Origin of the sequence: Marinobacter flavimaris, from assembly GCF_045057155.1 — a bacterium.
In the GTDB taxonomy this organism is placed as follows: Bacteria; Pseudomonadota; Gammaproteobacteria; order Pseudomonadales; family Oleiphilaceae; genus Marinobacter; species Marinobacter manganoxydans.
Genome location: NZ_CP171359.1, coordinates 3,969,946 through 3,986,397 on the forward strand (window position 1 = coordinate 3,969,946; position 16,452 = coordinate 3,986,397).

At 59.4% G+C, this 16,452-nt stretch carries 18 protein-coding genes; 15 read left to right on the forward strand and 3 right to left on the reverse strand.

Annotated elements, in window-relative coordinates:
* Nucleotides 1-13: 13 nt before the first annotated feature.
* The 7 genes from ACGK9W_RS18515 to ACGK9W_RS18545 are packed head-to-tail and all read left to right on the forward strand — an operon-like array spanning nucleotide 14 to nucleotide 6,784.
* A complete protein-coding gene (locus ACGK9W_RS18515) occupies nucleotides 14-883 on the forward strand; it encodes a branched-chain amino acid ABC transporter permease (protein WP_136629990.1) in 870 nt (289 codons plus the stop codon).
* Entirely contained in the window at nucleotides 880-1,827 is a 948-nt protein-coding gene (locus ACGK9W_RS18520; protein WP_136629989.1) for a branched-chain amino acid ABC transporter permease, read from the forward strand. The genes ACGK9W_RS18515 and ACGK9W_RS18520 overlap by 4 nt, the downstream gene beginning before the upstream one ends.
* Nucleotides 1,824-2,606 (forward strand): ABC transporter ATP-binding protein, encoded by a 783-nt coding sequence (locus ACGK9W_RS18525; protein ID WP_136629988.1) that lies wholly within the window; start codon nucleotides 1,824-1,826, stop codon nucleotides 2,604-2,606. Before ACGK9W_RS18520 ends, ACGK9W_RS18525 begins: the two co-directional genes overlap by 4 nt.
* Nucleotides 2,603-3,307, forward strand: coding sequence for an ABC transporter ATP-binding protein (locus tag ACGK9W_RS18530; RefSeq protein ID WP_136629987.1), 705 nt, complete (start codon nucleotides 2,603-2,605; stop codon nucleotides 3,305-3,307). The genes ACGK9W_RS18525 and ACGK9W_RS18530 overlap by 4 nt, the downstream gene beginning before the upstream one ends.
* Nucleotides 3,308-3,352: 45 nt before the next feature.
* Entirely contained in the window at nucleotides 3,353-4,036 is a 684-nt protein-coding gene (locus ACGK9W_RS18535) for a TetR/AcrR family transcriptional regulator (protein WP_136630001.1), read from the forward strand.
* A 36-nt stretch (nucleotides 4,037-4,072) separates the two neighbouring features.
* Entirely contained in the window at nucleotides 4,073-5,536 is a 1,464-nt protein-coding gene (locus ACGK9W_RS18540) for an NAD-dependent succinate-semialdehyde dehydrogenase (protein WP_288365848.1), read from the forward strand.
* Between the two features lie 24 nt (nucleotides 5,537-5,560).
* Nucleotides 5,561-6,784: a CaiB/BaiF CoA-transferase family protein gene (locus ACGK9W_RS18545; protein ID WP_153637082.1), complete on the forward strand. Its 1,224-nt coding sequence runs from the start codon at nucleotides 5,561-5,563 to the stop codon at nucleotides 6,782-6,784.
* Between the two features lie 41 nt (nucleotides 6,785-6,825).
* Here the strand turns inward: ACGK9W_RS18545 and ACGK9W_RS18550 are convergent, their stop codons facing one another.
* The gene (locus ACGK9W_RS18550) at nucleotides 6,826-7,617 is read right to left on the reverse strand and encodes an enoyl-CoA hydratase/isomerase family protein (protein WP_136629985.1); all 792 of its coding nucleotides are present in this window, start codon (nucleotides 7,615-7,617) and stop codon (nucleotides 6,826-6,828) included.
* Between the two features lie 154 nt (nucleotides 7,618-7,771).
* Between ACGK9W_RS18550 and ACGK9W_RS18555 the strand changes: the two genes are divergently transcribed.
* From ACGK9W_RS18555 to ACGK9W_RS18580, 6 genes are all read left to right on the forward strand, one after another.
* A complete protein-coding gene (locus tag ACGK9W_RS18555) occupies nucleotides 7,772-8,587 on the forward strand; it encodes an ABC transporter ATP-binding protein (RefSeq protein WP_136629984.1) in 816 nt (271 codons plus the stop codon).
* Nucleotides 8,587-9,465, forward strand: a complete 879-nt coding sequence (locus tag ACGK9W_RS18560; RefSeq protein ID WP_153637081.1) for a branched-chain amino acid ABC transporter permease — start codon at nucleotides 8,587-8,589, stop codon at nucleotides 9,463-9,465. The genes ACGK9W_RS18555 and ACGK9W_RS18560 overlap by 1 nt, the downstream gene beginning before the upstream one ends.
* Nucleotide 9,466: 1 nt before the next feature.
* Entirely contained in the window at nucleotides 9,467-10,510 is a 1,044-nt protein-coding gene (locus tag ACGK9W_RS18565; protein WP_405418062.1) for a branched-chain amino acid ABC transporter permease, read from the forward strand.
* Between the two features lie 71 nt (nucleotides 10,511-10,581).
* Nucleotides 10,582-11,790 carry an ABC transporter substrate-binding protein gene (locus ACGK9W_RS18570; protein ID WP_008177251.1) on the forward strand — a complete coding sequence of 403 codons (1,209 nt, stop codon included), beginning with the start codon at nucleotides 10,582-10,584 and terminating at the stop codon, nucleotides 11,788-11,790.
* A gap of 8 nt (nucleotides 11,791-11,798) precedes the next feature.
* Nucleotides 11,799-12,608, forward strand: a complete 810-nt coding sequence (locus tag ACGK9W_RS18575; protein ID WP_008177252.1) for an ABC transporter ATP-binding protein — start codon at nucleotides 11,799-11,801, stop codon at nucleotides 12,606-12,608.
* Nucleotides 12,605-14,407 carry an AMP-dependent synthetase/ligase gene (locus ACGK9W_RS18580; RefSeq protein WP_405418066.1) on the forward strand — a complete coding sequence of 601 codons (1,803 nt, stop codon included), beginning with the start codon at nucleotides 12,605-12,607 and terminating at the stop codon, nucleotides 14,405-14,407. Before ACGK9W_RS18575 ends, ACGK9W_RS18580 begins: the two co-directional genes overlap by 4 nt.
* Before the next feature lie 11 nt (nucleotides 14,408-14,418).
* On the opposite strand, the gene ACGK9W_RS18585 is transcribed toward ACGK9W_RS18580, so the two are convergent.
* Nucleotides 14,419-14,739, reverse strand: coding sequence for a hypothetical protein (locus tag ACGK9W_RS18585; RefSeq protein ID WP_008177254.1), 321 nt, complete (start codon nucleotides 14,737-14,739; stop codon nucleotides 14,419-14,421).
* A 298-nt stretch (nucleotides 14,740-15,037) separates the two neighbouring features.
* On the opposite strand from ACGK9W_RS18585, the gene ACGK9W_RS18590 reads away from it, so the two are divergent.
* Together ACGK9W_RS18590 and ACGK9W_RS18595 are read left to right on the forward strand one after the other, a co-directional pair.
* Nucleotides 15,038-15,526, forward strand: a complete 489-nt coding sequence (locus ACGK9W_RS18590) for a hypothetical protein (RefSeq protein WP_254775439.1) — start codon at nucleotides 15,038-15,040, stop codon at nucleotides 15,524-15,526.
* Between the two features lie 89 nt (nucleotides 15,527-15,615).
* Nucleotides 15,616-15,903, forward strand: a complete 288-nt coding sequence (locus tag ACGK9W_RS18595; RefSeq protein WP_175497368.1) for a hypothetical protein — start codon at nucleotides 15,616-15,618, stop codon at nucleotides 15,901-15,903.
* Nucleotides 15,904-15,933: 30 nt separating this feature from the next.
* Here the strand turns inward: ACGK9W_RS18595 and ACGK9W_RS18600 are convergent, their stop codons facing one another.
* The gene (locus ACGK9W_RS18600; protein WP_405418071.1) at nucleotides 15,934-16,320 is read right to left on the reverse strand and encodes a hypothetical protein; all 387 of its coding nucleotides are present in this window, start codon (nucleotides 16,318-16,320) and stop codon (nucleotides 15,934-15,936) included.
* Between the last annotated feature and the right edge of the window lie 132 nt (nucleotides 16,321-16,452).

Sequence of the window (16,452 nt, forward strand, 5' to 3'; positions counted from 1 at the left end):
AATGAGGTAATCCATGTCTGGCATCGGAGCGGCGTTGCTGAACAGTCTCGATATCGGGCTGCTGCTATTCATCATTGCAGTGGGTCTGAATATCGTGTTCGGTGTTCTGAACATCATCAACTTTGCCCACGGGGCTCTCTATATGCTGGGAGCCTATCTGGCATTCACCCTGATCAACCTTGTGGGAATGCCCTTCTGGGCAGCCCTGTTACTGGCACCGATCGGTGTGGCCATCCTGGCTGTCATCATCGATCGTGTGCTGTTGCGATTCATCTACAGCCGGGACGTCGCGGACAGCCTGCTGCTGACCTTCGCGATCCTGCTGATTATCAACGAGAGTGTCCGCACCATTTGGGGCAGCGGTATCCAGGTGGTCCAGCCACCTCAGTTGCTGTCAGGCTCGGTCGAACTGCTGGGCAGTTCCGTGTCCACCTACAGTCTGTTTGTCATTGTTATCGGTCTGCTGTTGCTAGCCGGGCTCTGGTACCTGTTCAACCGCACCCGCGTGGGTCGCATCATGCGTGCCGCGGCACTGGACCGGGACATGGCCGAAGCCCTGTGTATCAACACCCGTATGGTGGTCACCGGTGTATTTGCGTTTGGTGCCTGGTTGGCCGCTGTTGGCGGCGTGGTGGCGGCGCCGATGCGGGCACTGGACCCTGGCATGGGTGACAAGATCATCATCGAGTCGTTCATTGTGGTGGTCATCGGCGGTCTGGGTAGCTTCCCGGGCGCATTGCTCGGTGCCATTGTCCTCGGCCTGATTCACGGCTTTGGCGGCCGCTACCTGCCGGAAGTGAACCTGCTGCTGCCGTTTCTTGGCATGGCGCTGGTTCTGTTGTTCAAACCCAATGGCATCATGGGCAAGGGGGCAGCCGCATGAAGACCAAAATTCTGATGGGCCTTCTGGCCGTGGTGATTGCGGGCCTGATTGCAGTGCCCTGGATCGCCTCCTACTTCTATATCTTTATCCTCACCGAAATCCTGATCCTTGGCCTGTTTGCGGCCAGCTTCAATCTGATCTTCGGTTACACCGGCATGCTCAGTTTCGGACATGCGGCTTTCTTCGGTATCGGTTCCTACGCCACGGCGCTGGTACTGATCCACCTGGAGTGGCCGTTCCTGGCCTGTCTGCTGGTGTCCATGGGTGCCTCGGCGTTGCTGGCCCTGGTGATTGGCTTCCTGAGCGTTCGCCTCAACGAGGTGTATTTCGCCATGCTGACCCTGGCGTTCGGCATGATGGTGTTTGCCATCGCTTACCAGTGGCGATCCGTGACCAACGGCAGTGACGGCCTGGCGGGCTTCACCCTGGGCTCCTTCGGCCTTGGCCTGGACCTGACCCTGGGTAACCCGGCGGTCTACTACCATGTGGTGCTGGCCATCGTCGCCATTGCCGCGGTGGTGCTGTACCTGATCTGCCGCAGTTCCTTCGGCATGATCTTGAAGGCCATCCGCCAGAACCCCGAGCGGGTGTCCTTCGCCGGCCTGAATGTCCGGACTTACCGCCTGGTGGCCTTCGTCATCGCGGGTACCTTCGCCGGTCTGGCCGGTGGCCTGATCGCCCCGTTCCTGCGGGTGGCCAGTCCGGAGCTGTTGCACTGGTCCATGTCCGCCGAGCCGGTCCTGATGGCGATTCTCGGTGGCACCGGTTACTTCCTGGGTCCGTTCGTTGGCTCGGCGGTGTTCGTGTTGCTGGAGACCTGGATCACCAGTTTCACCGAGTCCTGGATGCTGGTCCTCGGCATCATCCTGGCCATGATGGTGATTTTCTTCCGCAAGGGCCTGCTGGGTACCGCCCTTGACTGGTGGATGGAGGTGAAGAAATGAGCAAACCGATCCTGAACATAGACAACCTGACCAAACGGTTCGGTGGGGTCACTGCCGTCAATGGTATTAACCTGGAAGTCATGCCGAAGGAAACCATTGCCATCATCGGCCCCAACGGTGCCGGCAAGACCACCTTCTATAACATGGTGTCCGGGCGGATGCTGCCAACCGAGGGCAAAATCACCCTCGACGGGCAGGACATCACCGGGCTGCCGCCGCACAAAATCAGCCGGCTAGGAGTGTCCCGTTCGTTCCAGATCAACAATATTTTCCCCGAGATGACGGTGCAGGAAAACGTGGAGGTGGTGCTGTCGGCCTATCATGGCCACAGCCGCAAGCTGTTCAACATTGCCTCGCGTAATACCGGCATCCAGAAAGAAGCCGTTGAGCTGCTGGCGCGTCTGGGTATTGATGGTCTCAAGGACCAGCGCGCCGAGATCATCAGTTACGGTGACAAACGCCTGCTGGAGATCGCCATGGTGCTGGCTACCCGGCCCAAACTGGTGCTGCTGGACGAACCCACCGCCGGTATGACCCCCGACGAGACCCGGCGTACCACCAAGCTGGTTAAAAACCTGGCGGACAGTGGCGATTACACCTTCCTGATCACCGAGCACGATATGGACGTGGTCTTCAATCTGGCCGACCGGATCTTGGTCATGCACCGGGGCGAGAAGCTGTTCGCCGGTGCGCCGGAGGAAGTGAAGAGCCATCCGGAGGTTCGTGCCGCCTACCTGGGTGAGGAAGAAGACGAGGTGGTCGAGGAGGCCAACACATGATTCTTGATGTTCGCAATATCCAGACCTTCTACGGTGAGAGCCAGGCTCTTCAGGGCGTGACCCTGCAACTGGACGAGGGAGAAACCGTGTGCATCCTGGGGCGCAACGGTGCCGGCAAGAGCACGACCCTGAAAAGCATCATGGGACTGACCCCGCCCCGGTCCGGCGAGGTGATCTTTGATGGCAAGCCGGTACACGGCCTGCCGGCGCACCAGATCGCCCGGGCGGGCATCGGCTATGTGCCCGAGGATCGGCGGATTTTTCCCGGCCTGAGCGTGCGTGACAATCTGGAGGTGGCCTCCTACCAGCGTAAGGGCAGTGCCGCGCGCTGGACCGTGGACGGTATCCTGAAGAAGTACGAGATGCTGGGGGAACGGGCGGACCAGGACGGTGCTACCCTCTCCGGTGGCCAGCAGCAGATGCTGGCGGTGGCCCGGTCACTGATGATCCAGCCCAGATTGTTGTTGCTGGACGAGCCGAACGAGGGGCTGGCGCCGGTGATTGTGCAGCAGATCGGCGAGCTGATCGATGATCTGAGCAAGACCACGACCATCCTGTTCACTGACCAGAGCGTGCAGTTCGCGCTGAAACATGCCCGCAGGGCGTACATCTTGGAAAAAGGGCAGGTCGTGCATGAGGCACCCAGCGACGAGTTGCGCAAAGATCAGGCAACCCAGGACCGGTTCCTGTCGGTTGCGTGATCTGACTTATAATCCCCGCCGCAGGAGCAGACAGGCGTGGCAGCAATGATTGAAAATTATGAGGCGTTTCGCGACGAGTTGAGTTTGTCCAAGGAAGGTGTGGTCCGAGAGGTATATCAGCAGAATAAGGACAGGATCAGCATCAAGAAGGAGGCGACGGCGGTCAAGAACCTGATCCGCATCATCGAATCGACGCTGAGACTGGCCAATTCCAAGGGCTTCCATGCCATGACCCTGAGGGATCTGTGTTCGGACTCGGGCATGAGCATGGGCGGCCTTTATGCCTACATTCGCAACAAGGACGACCTGATCCACCTGATCCAGAGCCACGGCTTCACCATCACCCGCCGCACTTTGTTGCACTACACTCGCGAGGTGAATGACGTACGTGACAAGCTGTTCTCGGCGATCAAGGCGCACCTGTACCTGAGCGAACTGATGCGGGCCTGGTTCTATTTCTCCTACATGGAAGCGAAGAGCCTGCCGGCACCGGAAAAGCGGGATGCTGTGGCCATCGAACTGGAGATCGAAGACATCTTCCTGGGTGTTATCGAGGACGGTATCGAGGCAGGCGTGTACCGGCCGAGGAATGCCCGGCTGGTGGCCTCGATGATCAAGGCCCTGCTACAGGACTGGTACCTGAAGCGCCGGAAGTACCGCGACCAGAATGTGGCCGTTGACGACTATGCTGCCTTTGTCAGGGATGTGATTGAAAGCTATCTGCTCTGAGGGCGTTGATTCTCTCCTGTGAGGACTGTGATGACTATCAGTTTGACGAATCCGGAACTGCTGCGCGAAAGCGCCTATATCAATGGCGAATGGGTCCAGGCCCGTTCCGGTGGTCTGTTGCCGGTGACCAACCCGGCCAATGGCGAACATCTGGCCAACGTGCCGGACATGAGCGCCGACGATACCCGGCAGGCGATCCAGTCGGCCGAGGCGGCCTGGCCGGAATGGCGTGCCCGTCCGGCCAAGGAACGCGCGGGTATCCTGCGCCGGTGGTTTGATCTGGTGATGCAGAACCAGGAAGACCTGGCCCGGCTGATGACCGCGGAGCAGGGCAAGCCGCTGGCGGAAGCCCGGGGTGAGGTGGGTTACGGCGCCAGTTTCATCGAGTGGTTCGCCGAGGAGGCCAAGCGCGCCTATGGCGACGTGATTCCGGGTCACGGTCGCGACAAGCGCATCGTGGTGATCAAGCAGCCCATCGGGGCGGTGGCGGCAATCACGCCCTGGAACTTCCCGGTGGCCATGATCACCCGCAAGGTGGCCCCGGCCCTGGCCGCAGGCTGTCCGGTGGTGGTCAAGCCGGCCGAGGATACCCCGCTGTGCGCCCTGGCCTTGGCTGCGCTAGCGGAAGAAGCCGGTGTCCCGCCTGGGATTCTCAACATCGTGACCTGCTCGAAAGGTCGGGCGCCGGAGGTGGGTGAGGAGCTGACCACCAATCCGGTCATCCGTAAGGTGTCGTTCACCGGCTCCACGCCGGTGGGCAAGTTGCTGATGCGCCAGGCCAGCGGCACGGTCAAGAAAGTGAGTCTGGAGCTCGGTGGCAATGCCCCGTTCATCATCTTTGACGACGCCGATCTCGATGCCGCGGTGGCGGGGCTGATGGCCTCCAAGTACCGCAACACCGGGCAGACCTGCGTGTGCGCCAACCGTATCTATGTCCAGTCCGGTGTCTATGACGAATTTGTTGAAAAGCTCAAGGCAGCCGTCAGCAAGATGATCGTCGGTGCCGGCCTTGAAGGTGACACCCAGCAGGGCCCGCTGATCAATGCCGCAGCCCTGGACAAGGTCCAGCGGCACATCGCCGATGCCACCACCAAGGGTGCAAAGGTGGCCCTTGGTGGCAAGGTGCATGCGCTCGGCGGTACCTTCTTCGAGCCGACCATCCTTACCGACGTCACCCAGGACATGCTGGTGGCCAGTGAGGAAACCTTTGGTCCGGTGGCGCCGCTGTTCCGGTTCGACACCGAGGAACAGGCGATTGCCATGGCCAATGATTCGGAATTCGGTCTGGCAGCGTATTTCTACAGCAACGACATCCGTCGCATCTGGCACGTGGCCGAAGCCCTGGAAACCGGCATGATCGGTATCAATGAGGGCATTATTTCCACCGAGGCGGCGCCGTTCGGCGGGGTCAAGGAAAGCGGCCTGGGCCGGGAAGGTTCCCGTTATGGCCTGGACGAGTTCATGGAGCTCAAATACCTGTGCCTCGGTGGCATGCGCTAACACGTCGGTTGCGAGGAGAGTCGGATGGCAGGCCCCCTGTCGCACCTGCGTGTGCTGGATCTTTCCCGGGTTCTGGCTGGCCCCTGGGCCGGTCAGATCCTCGGGGATCTCGGCGCCGAGGTAATCAAGATCGAGCGCCCGGGCACTGGGGATGACACCCGGTCCTGGGGGCCGCCCTATCTTCAGGGCGCGGATGGCAATGCCGAGTTATCCGCCTACTTCCTGACCGCCAATCGCAACAAGCAGTCCCTGGCCGTGGATATCGCCCACCCCGAGGGGCAAGCGCTGGTCCGCAAGCTAGTGGCCGAATCGGATGTGGTGCTGGAGAACTTCAAGGTCGGCGGCCTCAAGCGCTACGGCCTGGATTACGACAGCCTCAGGCGCATCAATCCGAAACTCATCTATTGCTCCATTACCGGCTTTGGCCAGGATGGCCCTTACGCCAGCCGCCCGGGTTATGACTTCCTGATCCAGGCCATGGGCGGGCTGATGAGCATCACCGGCCAGCCAGATGGCGAGCCCGGGGCGGGGCCTATGAAGGTCGGCGTGGCATTGACGGACATCATGACCGGGCTCTACGCCACCATCGGAGTGCTCGCTGCCCTCAGCCACCGGGACCGGACCGGGGAAGGGCAGTACGTGGAGGCCGCGCTGCTGGACGTACAGGTGGCCTGCCTGGCCAACCAGGCCATGAATTACCTGACCACCGGCAAGGCACCGGCGCGTATGGGCAATGCCCACCCCAACATCGTGCCTTACCAGGACTTCCCCACCGCGGACGGCAACATGGTGCTGACGGTGGGTAATGACCAGCAGTTTGCCCGGCTGTGCGACGTGCTCGGGCACCCGGAATGGGCCAGCGATGAACGCTTTGCCACCAACCGGGCCCGGGTGGCCAACCGCAAGGAACTGGTCCCGAAACTGAGGCAGGCCACCGTGATGCGGTCGACCCGGGAGTGGGTCGGGATTCTGGAACAGGCTGGCGTGCCCTGCGGACCGGTGAACACCCTGGACCAGGTCTTTGAGGACCCCCAGGTACTGGCGCGGGGCATGAGGCAGACTGTCACTCACCCCAGCCTGGGCGAGGTGCCTACCGTTGGTAATCCGATCAAGCTGAAACTGACCCCGGTGGACTATCGCACGGCACCACCGTTACTCGGCGAGCAGTCCGAGCAGGTGTTGCAACGGGTTGCCGGCCTGCCTCCCGGAGAGATCGAAGCGCTCAGGGAGCGCGGTGTGATCTCGTGACCGCGGCAGTGCGGCTATTCAGGTACGGGTGCCCGCACCGCTCATTGCCCCCGGAATTGTGCCGGTCGCTTGGCGAGAAACGCGGCGACCCCTTCCTGGAAGTCCGAGGTTCCAACCGCCTCCAGGAAGGCTTGTCTCTCCGCTTCCAGGTGTCCGGAAAGGCTGCCCCCGAAGGCATCGTCCGAGAGTTGTCGGAAGGCGGCGTAGGCTCGGCTCGGGCCGTTCGCAACCTTGCGTGCAAGGTCGGTCAGGGCACCGTCAAACTCACCTTCGGGGGCAACCCGGTTGATCAGCCCCCAGTCCAGCGCCTCCTCGGCGGTCAAGGTTTGGCCCAGCAGCATCAGCTGACTGGCCCGACCGGCACCGATGCGGCGGTTCAGGAACCAGGTGCCCCCGCAGTCCGGAACCGTGCCGATGCCATCGTAGGCGACCATGAACCGGGCGTTGGCGTCAGCAATAATCAGGTCCGCGCCTAGGGCCAGGCTCAGCCCGGCACCGGCGGCAAAGCCCCGGACTCCTGCAATGACCGGGGCGTTCAGTTCGCGCAGGATCAGAATGGACGGGTTGAGGTCGTCCAGCAGGGCATTGACTACTTCCCGGGCCTGTTCAGGACCGCCAGCCATGCTGGCGACATCCCCGCCGGCCATGAAGGCGCGGCCGGCTCCGGTCAGCACTACGCACCGAAGTCCAGGCTGGTCCCTCAGGGCTTTGGCGGCCTCCAGGAAGGCCTCGGCCATGGGAATGTCGATGGCATTGAGTGCTTCCGGACGGTTGAAGGTCAGGCTAGCCACGCCGGTGTTTTCGTCGAACTGCAGGATCACGGGGGAGGTCATTGTTGTTCCTCTTTTTATCGGACCTGAACCCTGAATATAGAACACGGTTTTCTGGCGCGGGGAAGCTGCGTCGACTATTTTTAGGTCTGGACGTTCCAGACTCGTCCGGACCAGCAAATAACAACAATCATAAACATCTTGGGGCGTGTTATACGTGAGTATCCTCGAGGTCAGTAACCTGTCTCTGTCGTTTGGTGGTGTGAAGGCGCTGCAGGACGTGAGTTTCCGGGTGCCTGAGAACACCGTAACCACCATTATCGGCCCCAACGGCGCTGGCAAAACGTCGCTGTTTAACTGCATCTCCGGGTTCTACAAACCCCAGCAGGGCACTATTCACTATCAGGGGCAGCCACTGCCGGGCAGCATCAAGCCACCGAAGCGAGCCGCAATGGGGCTGGCCCGAACCTTCCAGAACATTGCCCTGTTCCGGGGTATGACCGTTCTCGACAACATCAAGCTGGGCGCTCATGTGCATATGAAGAGCGGGCTGCTCAGTGCCCTGGCCTATTTCGGCCCGGCCCGGCGTGAGGAGATGGCCGTCCGGAAAGAGGTGGAGGAGCGGATCATCGATTTCCTTGAGATAGACCATATTCGTCGCCAGCCGGTGGCCAGCCTTTCCTACGGCCTTCAGAAGCGGGTGGAGCTGGCCCGGGCACTGGCCATGCGGCCGAAAGTCTTGATGCTGGATGAGCCGGTGGCGGGCATGAACCGCGAGGAAAAGGAAGACATGGCCCGGTTTATACTCGACATCCGGGAAGAGTGGGGTGTCACTATCCTGATGGTGGAACACGACATGGGCATGGTGATGGATATTTCTGATCACATCGCCGTGCTTAACTTTGGCCAGGTCATCACCGAAGGTCTGCCTGCGGACGTTCAGAACAACCCCGAGGTGATCAAGGCGTACCTGGGTAACAGCGATATCGAGAGCCTGCGCAAAAAGCTCAATGCCGAGGGGGAGGCCGCCTGATGGATTGGTTGTTCTTCGGCGAAATCAGCCTCGCGGGCCTGGCCATGGGCGGCCTTTATGCCCTCATCGCCCTGGGCTTTGTGATCATTTATAAGGCCACGAAAGTCATTAACTTCGCCATCGGCGAGATCATGATGTTTGCGGCCTACCTGTTCCTGGCGTTTGCCGGTGGCATGGAAATGTCGCCCTGGATTGCCCTGCCACTGGCGGTTATCGGCGGCAGCATTCTCGGCGGTGTGATTGAGAAGACCATGATCCGGCCAATGCTGGGCGAGTCACCGATTTCGGTAGTGATGGTGACCATCGGCATCGCCAGCATCCTGGTGGGCCTGGTGGAGTTTATCTGGACAGCGGATCCCCAGCTGCTGCCCAATTTCCTGCCTCGTGAGCCGGTGTTTATCGGCGAGCTGTATCTGGCCCCCAAAATTGCCTACGGCTTTCTTATCGGATCGGGCCTGCTCATTGTTTATCTGCTCTATTTCCGATTCTCCCGGGGTGGCGTGGCCCTGCGAGCCACCGCCTCGGATCAGGCGGCAGCCTATTCAATGGGCATTAATGTGCGCCGGGTGTTCAACATGGCCTGGGTCTTTGGTTCTCTGGCGGCATCCCTGGCAGGCGTGTTGGTGGCGGCCACCGGGGGTCTCAGCCCGCAATTCGGGATCATTGGCCTGAGTGTTCTTGTGGTGGTGATCGTTGGCGGCCTGGACAGCATTCTCGGCGCCCTGGTGGCCGGCGTGTTCATTGGCTGGCTGGAGACCGTGGCGGGCGCCTATCTGGGCGGTGAATACCGGATGCCGGCCACCTTCCTGGTACTGGCGATCATCCTGGTGATTCGCCCCTACGGCCTGTTTGGCACCCACGAAATAGAGCGAGTGTAAGATGCGCATCGGTGACGCAAAACAGAGTTACGAGGCCGATGAGGCAATCTGGACCAGCCAGACTCAGAAGTTCTGGCTGGGATTCTTTCTGCTGGTGTTGCTGGTTTTCCCTTTCGCAGTGAATTCCTACCTGCTCTACCTCGGATGCCTGGTCGGCATTGCCGTGATCAGTACTACCGGCCTGAATATCCTGACCGGTTTTACCGGCTTGATTTCCCTGGGGCAGGCGGGGTTCATGGGGGTGGGTGCCTACACCGTTGCCTGGCTGTCGATTAACACCGCATTGCCTTTCCCGGTGACCCTGGTACTGGCCGGCCTCATGGCAGCCGCCGTCGGGATCCTCGTCGGCCTGCCCTCGCTTCGCGTCAAAGGTTTGTATCTGGCCATCGCGACTCTCGCGGCCAGCGTGTTCCTGCATTTCATCTTCGCCGAGTGGGAATCGGTAACCGGCGGGATGGGTGGCTTGAGCCTGGAGCCGGCGCACCTGTTCGGTCTGACCTTCCAGAGCGATTTCATGATGTATTTCATCATTGTGCCGCTGGCGGTGCTGATGGTAGCGGGTGCCAGGAATGTATTCCGGACAAGAATTGGCCGGGCCTTTATCGCCATTCGCGACCGGGATATCTCCGCGGAGATCCTGGGCATTAACCTGTTGCGCTACAAGCTCATGTCCTTTGCGCTCAGCTCGTTCTATGCCGGGATCGCCGGCGGCCTGTTCGCCTATTTCTATCGGGTGGTCACGCCAGAGAGCTTTCCGCTTTCCATGTCCATTTTCTATCTGGCGGCCGTGATCGTCGGCGGTATGGGGAACTTGCTGGGTGGCATTCTTGGCGCCGCCTTCATGACCCTGGTGCCGGAAGCCCTGAAGCTGCTGACCGCCGCGCTGACGCCTTTCTATCCGAATGCGCCGGTGTTCATGTCGCCGATGCTGGAAATCATCTTTGGCGCCCTGATCGTGGGCTTTCTGATCTTCGAGCCCCACGGCCTGGCGGAGATCTGGCACCGGATCCGTCGCTTCTTCCGCCTGTGGCCGTTCAGGAATTAATCGTGTTTCAACGGGCTCGCTACCTCGGGCCCATGCACCACCAACAACAAGAAGCAGCAAGGAGAAGAAACATGTTCAGAAACATCCTCGAAAAAGGTCGCCGGCTTGCCGGGCTTGGTAGCCTGGTCGCTGCACTGACAGTTGCTGCCCCGGCGATGGCTCAGGATAAAGAGCCCATCGTGTTCGGTGGCTCCATACCGCTTTCCGGTGTCTTTGCCTTTGCCGGTATTCACCTTCATGCCGGTCTCACCGACTACACCGATTGGATCAACAGCCAGGGCGGCATCAATGGTCATCCCGTGGAATACGTCATGGAAGACACTGCCTATGAGGTGGACCGTTCGGTCGCGGCTTTCAAGAAGATCTCCGGCAGCAGCTCGCCGGCTACCTATTACGGCGACAGCACCGGTTTCATGAAGGCCATCGCCTCGGAGCTCAACAGCCAGGGCAACACGCTCATGAGCGGCGCGTCCTTCGCTACCGTGCTGACCGACAACGAAACCTATCCGTATCAGTTCATTCCGGGGCCGAACTACAGCCAGATGTTCGGCATCATCCTCGAGTACATCGCATCCCAGGGTGAAGGCGGCGATATGCCGAACGTGGCGTTTGTCTATAGCGATACCGAATTTGGTAAGGACCCGATCGAGAATGGCAAGGCCCGCGCTGCCGAGTTGGGCATTGAAGTGGTGGAAGAAATTGTCACCAAGCCCGGCAGTGTCGACGTCTCTGCCGAGGTGCTGAAACTGCGTCGGGTGCGCCCCGATTACGTGGTCTTCCACGGTTATGTGCTGTCACCGATCAACGAATTCATGGTGCAGATGCGCCAGATGGGCCTGGATACCCAATTCATGGGTACCTTCTGGTCTTCGGACAAGCTGATTATCGACAAGATGGGTGCAGATGCTGATGGTTACATGGGCGTGATGCCCTATAACTACTACGACAGTGAGGAAAGTGGCCCGATGCTGGATGCCCTGAGGGCCCAGGCCGAGAAGAGTGATCCGGAGGCCGGCTACCGTCCCACCGGGTATATCCAGGGCTGGTTCAACGCCATGGTCTGGACCGAAGTGATCAAGCGCACCCTGGATGCCGGCAAAGAGCTGAACGCGGACAACATGGCAGAGGCCCTGGCCTCCATCGAGGACTGGGACACCGGCGGTATCATCGGGATTCCCGTGACCGTGCGGGACATGTCTTTCCCGGTAGGCCGTATCTGGCGGGTGAACGCTGACGAGGGCCGCTATGAGCCCGTGTCGGACTGGATCCACCTCGACTGAGGGGCTGTATGGAAGCCTTACTGGAAATCGATAATATCGAGGTAGTCTACAACAAGTCAGTGCAGGTCCTTCGGGGCCTGTCACTGCGGGTTCCGAAGGGGGCCATTGTAGCGCTCCTCGGCTCCAATGGTGCTGGTAAATCCACCACCCTCAAAAGCGTCTCAGGGCTGCTGACCCTGGAAGACGGAGAGGTCACTGCCGGCGAAGTACGCTTCAGGAGTAAGGATGTAAAAGGTGTTCCGCCGGAGCGGCTTGTGCGCGACGGACTCTTTCATGTCATGGAAGGCCGACGAGTGTTCGAGGACCTCACGGTTGAGGAGAACCTGATTGCCGCCACCTACGCGCTCAGTGGCAGTAAGCCGTCCCTGAGTGACAGCTATGAGCTGGTTTATAACTATTTCCCGAGACTGAAGGAGCGCCGCAAGCAGTTGGCCGGTTACCTCTCCGGCGGCGAGCAGCAGATGTTGGCCCTGGGTCGGGCGCTGATTGCACAGCCGGACCTGATCATGCTGGATGAGCCCTCCCTCGGTCTGGCGCCGCTGCTGGTGGAAGAGATCTTTACCATCGTGGCCAGAATCAACCGGGAACAGGGGACTGCCATTCTTCTGGTGGAACAGAATGCCGCGGTGTCACTGGCGGTTGCATCCTACGGTTACATCATGGAAAACGGCAAGATCGTAATCGACGGCCCGGCAGACAAACTCACGGCCAATGAAGATGTTCAGGAATTCTATCTGGGTGTGGGTGGCAAGGAAGGTGAGGCCCGCAGTTATCGAGACATCAAGCACTACAAACGCCGTAAACGGTGGCTGTCATGACAACGCCTTCCATCCCTGACCTCACGCTGACACAGATGCTCCGGGCCCATGCCCGGGAGCGGCCGGACGCCCTTGCTTTGCGCCAGAAGGACTTCGGTATCTGGCAGGCCTATTCCTGGCAGGATTATTACCGGCGGGCCCGGCACTTCGGGCTGGGGCTGCGTGCCATGGGGCTCGAACCGGGTGGCCACGTGGCCATTATCTCGGAAAACCGGGTGGAGTGGGTCATCGGCCAGATGGGCATCGGCCTGGTGCAGGGCATCTGTGTCGGGGTCTATCCCACCAGTCCCTGGAACGAGGTGGCCTATGTCCTGCAGCACAGCGACGCGGAATTTGCGATCTGCGAAGATCAGGAACAGACCGACAAGGTGCTGGAAGCCTGGCCAGATTTGCCCAAACTGAAGCACTGCATTGCCATTGATATGAAGGGCCTGCGCTATTACCCGGAGCCGCCGTCGGCATTCGAGGATATCGAGGCCAGGGGCCGGGAATTCGAAACGCAGCATCCCAACCTGGTGGATGAATTGCTGGACAGCCAGCAAATGGATGACACCGCCCTGATGATCTATACCTCCGGGTCCACCGGCCGACCCAAGGGGGCAATGATCAGCTGGCACAACCTTCATGCCGCGGCGCCGGGGCTTATTGAGCTGTTGCAGGCGGACGAACACGGCTCGAGCCTTTCCTATCTGCCGCTTTGCCACGTTGCAGAGCAGGCCTTTACCAACATTGCACCGGTCTATGTGGGCAGTACGGTCAGCTTCGGCGAGAGCCTGCGGACCATTCAGGAGGATTTGCGGGAGATTGCGCCGACCTTTTTCCTGGGGGTGCCGAGGATATGGGAGAAACTGCACTCGTCCATCTACATCAAGATTCAGGAGACCGGGCGTTTGCGGCAGGCATTGTTCAAATGGGCAATCCGGGTGTGTTCGCCTATGGCCACGAAACCCCGCGCAGACTGGAACCTGAAGGAGAAATGCCTGTATGGCATCAGTTACTGGCTTGTGTTGCGCGCCTTGCAGAATTTTATCGGCCTGCGCCGATGCAGCATTGCGCTCACCGGGGCAGCCCCTATATCAACCGGCATACTGGAGTTCTTCCGGACCATCGGCATTCCCCTGGTAGAGGTATATGGCCAGACGGAAAGTACCGGCGTTGCCACGGCACAACCCGTTGATGACGTGCGCCTTGGAACGGTGGGTGTGGCTGTGTCCGGGGTTGAGGTAACGCTTGGGGAGCACAACGAGATCATCATGCGCGGTGGCAGCATGTTCAAGGGATATTACAAGAACGACGAGGCCACGGCTTCAACTTTGAAGGATGGCTGGCTGCACACCGGTGACGTGGGTGAATGGCGGGATGGCCAGCTAAAGATCGTCGACCGTCTGAAAGACATCATGATCACCGCCGGCGGCAAGAATCTTTCACCAACGGAAATCGAAAACACCATCAAGGCCAGTCCCTATATCAAGGAATGCATTGTGATCGGTGAGGCCAGAAAATATGTGTCTGCGCTGATCCAGATTGATTTCGATACGGTGGCAAAGTGGGCAGAGCAGGAGCGCATTGCCTACACCACCTTCCGGAGCCTGACCGAGCAGCCGCAGGTGAATGACCTCATCCAGGCAGAAGTAAACAAGGGCAACGAGCAGCTACCACAGGTGGCGCAGATCAAACGCTTCCACTTGCTGACGAAGGAACTGGACCACGACGATGACGAGGTAACGGCGACCATGAAAGTCCGCCGGAGCAATATCTACGAGAAATATACCGAGGTGATCGAGTCGCTTTACGCCTGACAGCGAGGCGCCTAGAAACGGGCGCCCTCTTCCACCCGGATTCGTTCCATGTACTGGGTCAGGGCGGCGTTAATGAGTGCCAGAACCAGGAACAGCAGGATACCCTTGGGCACCAGGGCGTGAATTTCCGGGTTGGGCGCGGTGCTGGCGGTTACCAGGATCAGGCCCAGAATGTTGCGGGCCAGGCGCATGGTGAGCATGGCGCAGAGATACCCGGACTGGAATGCCGATTCTGCACCCTTCAGACAGCGGCCAAAAGCTGGCATCAGGTGCACGGTATTGAGCAACAGAACCGAAAAAATGACTAATTGAATAACGCTGTAAATGGTCATGACCAGAGACTAACGAATGGCACTGGTGTTAAATAATCGCGTTTATTATCTCCGATTGGGATCCTGTTATCCAGTTGAGTATGGAAGGTTCAAAGCAAGCTGGCTTTTCGGAGTGTTGGAATCGGGAGGGAATTAATAAATGGATTACATCGCGCCTGTCAGCAGCGCAATCATGGCGATCGTCTGGATTGTCTACTTCCAGCTGTTTTTCCTGCAGTAAAAACGAAATAATCGCCCATACCTTATTATTCATCACGCCCAGAACGAAAACCCGGATGCCCTGTGTCTGCTGGTGAACATGGGCAAGGAAACGGTGCACGTGCAGTGTGTGCAGGTGGTTCTCTACACCCGCGCGGGCGAAGAGAAAATCATGACGGTGACCGACTATCGCCGTGTCGGCGCGGATGATGCCAACGTGCATCAGGTGCTGCGCCAGGGCCCGTTACAGCCCGGTGGGTATCTGGTGCTGGGCTCGTTCAGGAACATCATCCTGGGACGTCGCAGTGAAGAAAGCGAAAGCGATTACCTGTTCGAGGACATCACCGGCGTTGAAATCCGGGCCGCCGTGATCCACGGGCCCACGAAGTATCCGGTGGGTGTACGGCGCAGCTTTTCTCTTAACCACGAGGGTTGGCCCCAGATCTTCCCGCGGAACATTCACAGCGAGCAGCTGGTGCGCCGGAAGGATCGACACCAGGTGAGACGCTGGGTTGAAGAGGAATTGCAGCCCGAGCGCAAGGGCAGTTCTGAGTCCGATAGCTCGGATCAATCGTCAAAATCGGACTGAGGCAGCTATTCAGTTGGGTCCGGGTTGCGTTTCCACTTTTATTTCTTGAGGATGGGCGATCGCTCGCTATTTGCGCAATGGAGGCATTTATGTCACTGAAAGACGAATTGATCAAAAAGGCCGAAACCCAGCTGGAAGAATGGGAAAAGCAAGCCGATTCCCTGAAAGCCAAGGCCAAAGCCAAAGAAGCTGAAGCCGAGAACGAGAAGGCGAGTGCTGACATTCAGCAGAGCGCCTCCGATGCAGTGCGCTCGGTGGAAGATAAAATCTCGGAAGGCCGCAAAAAACTGGACGAACTCAAACAGAGCGGTGAAGACAACATCGACAGCCTGCGCGAGCGGCTTTCCGATCTGATTGGCCCTGACAACAAGCGCTAGGCCGCTTGGCTGAGGAGCGGCAGGCTGCGTCTACTGAAACTGGGTGTAGCAGCGCTGTCGTTTGGTTTGCCAGCCCCGCCATTGGGGCTCGCGGTGATGGAGCCGGTAACGCTCCATCACCGCCATGAACCTGCCCATGTAATCGCATTGACCCGAAGCCGGCAACCACTCATCTGGGCCACGTCCATCCCTCAATGTCTTGTCAGTCTGACTCATTCTGATCTGGTTCTCCGGGTCTTCCAGAAACCGCTCCTTCATCGAGGGTGGCCACTGATCAGCGCCCAGCGCTTCGGCAAATACCAGAGGGACAACCTGGGTCTTCGCCAGGTTGTCCGAGGCAGCCGGTTCCTCCCTTGTCGCCGCCGCCAACACAATCAGAATCGCTGCAATGAACAGGGCCAGCTTGGTGTCTTTCATGACTCACCTTGCTCGTGGTTTAGCTACACCAAAACCTACGAGCAGGTTGGGTAAAGGGCTTACCCGGATCCGGAGAAAACTTTTTGACCCGACAACTCCGAATTGCTGGATGCAACGTAGGGTAAAGCTCAC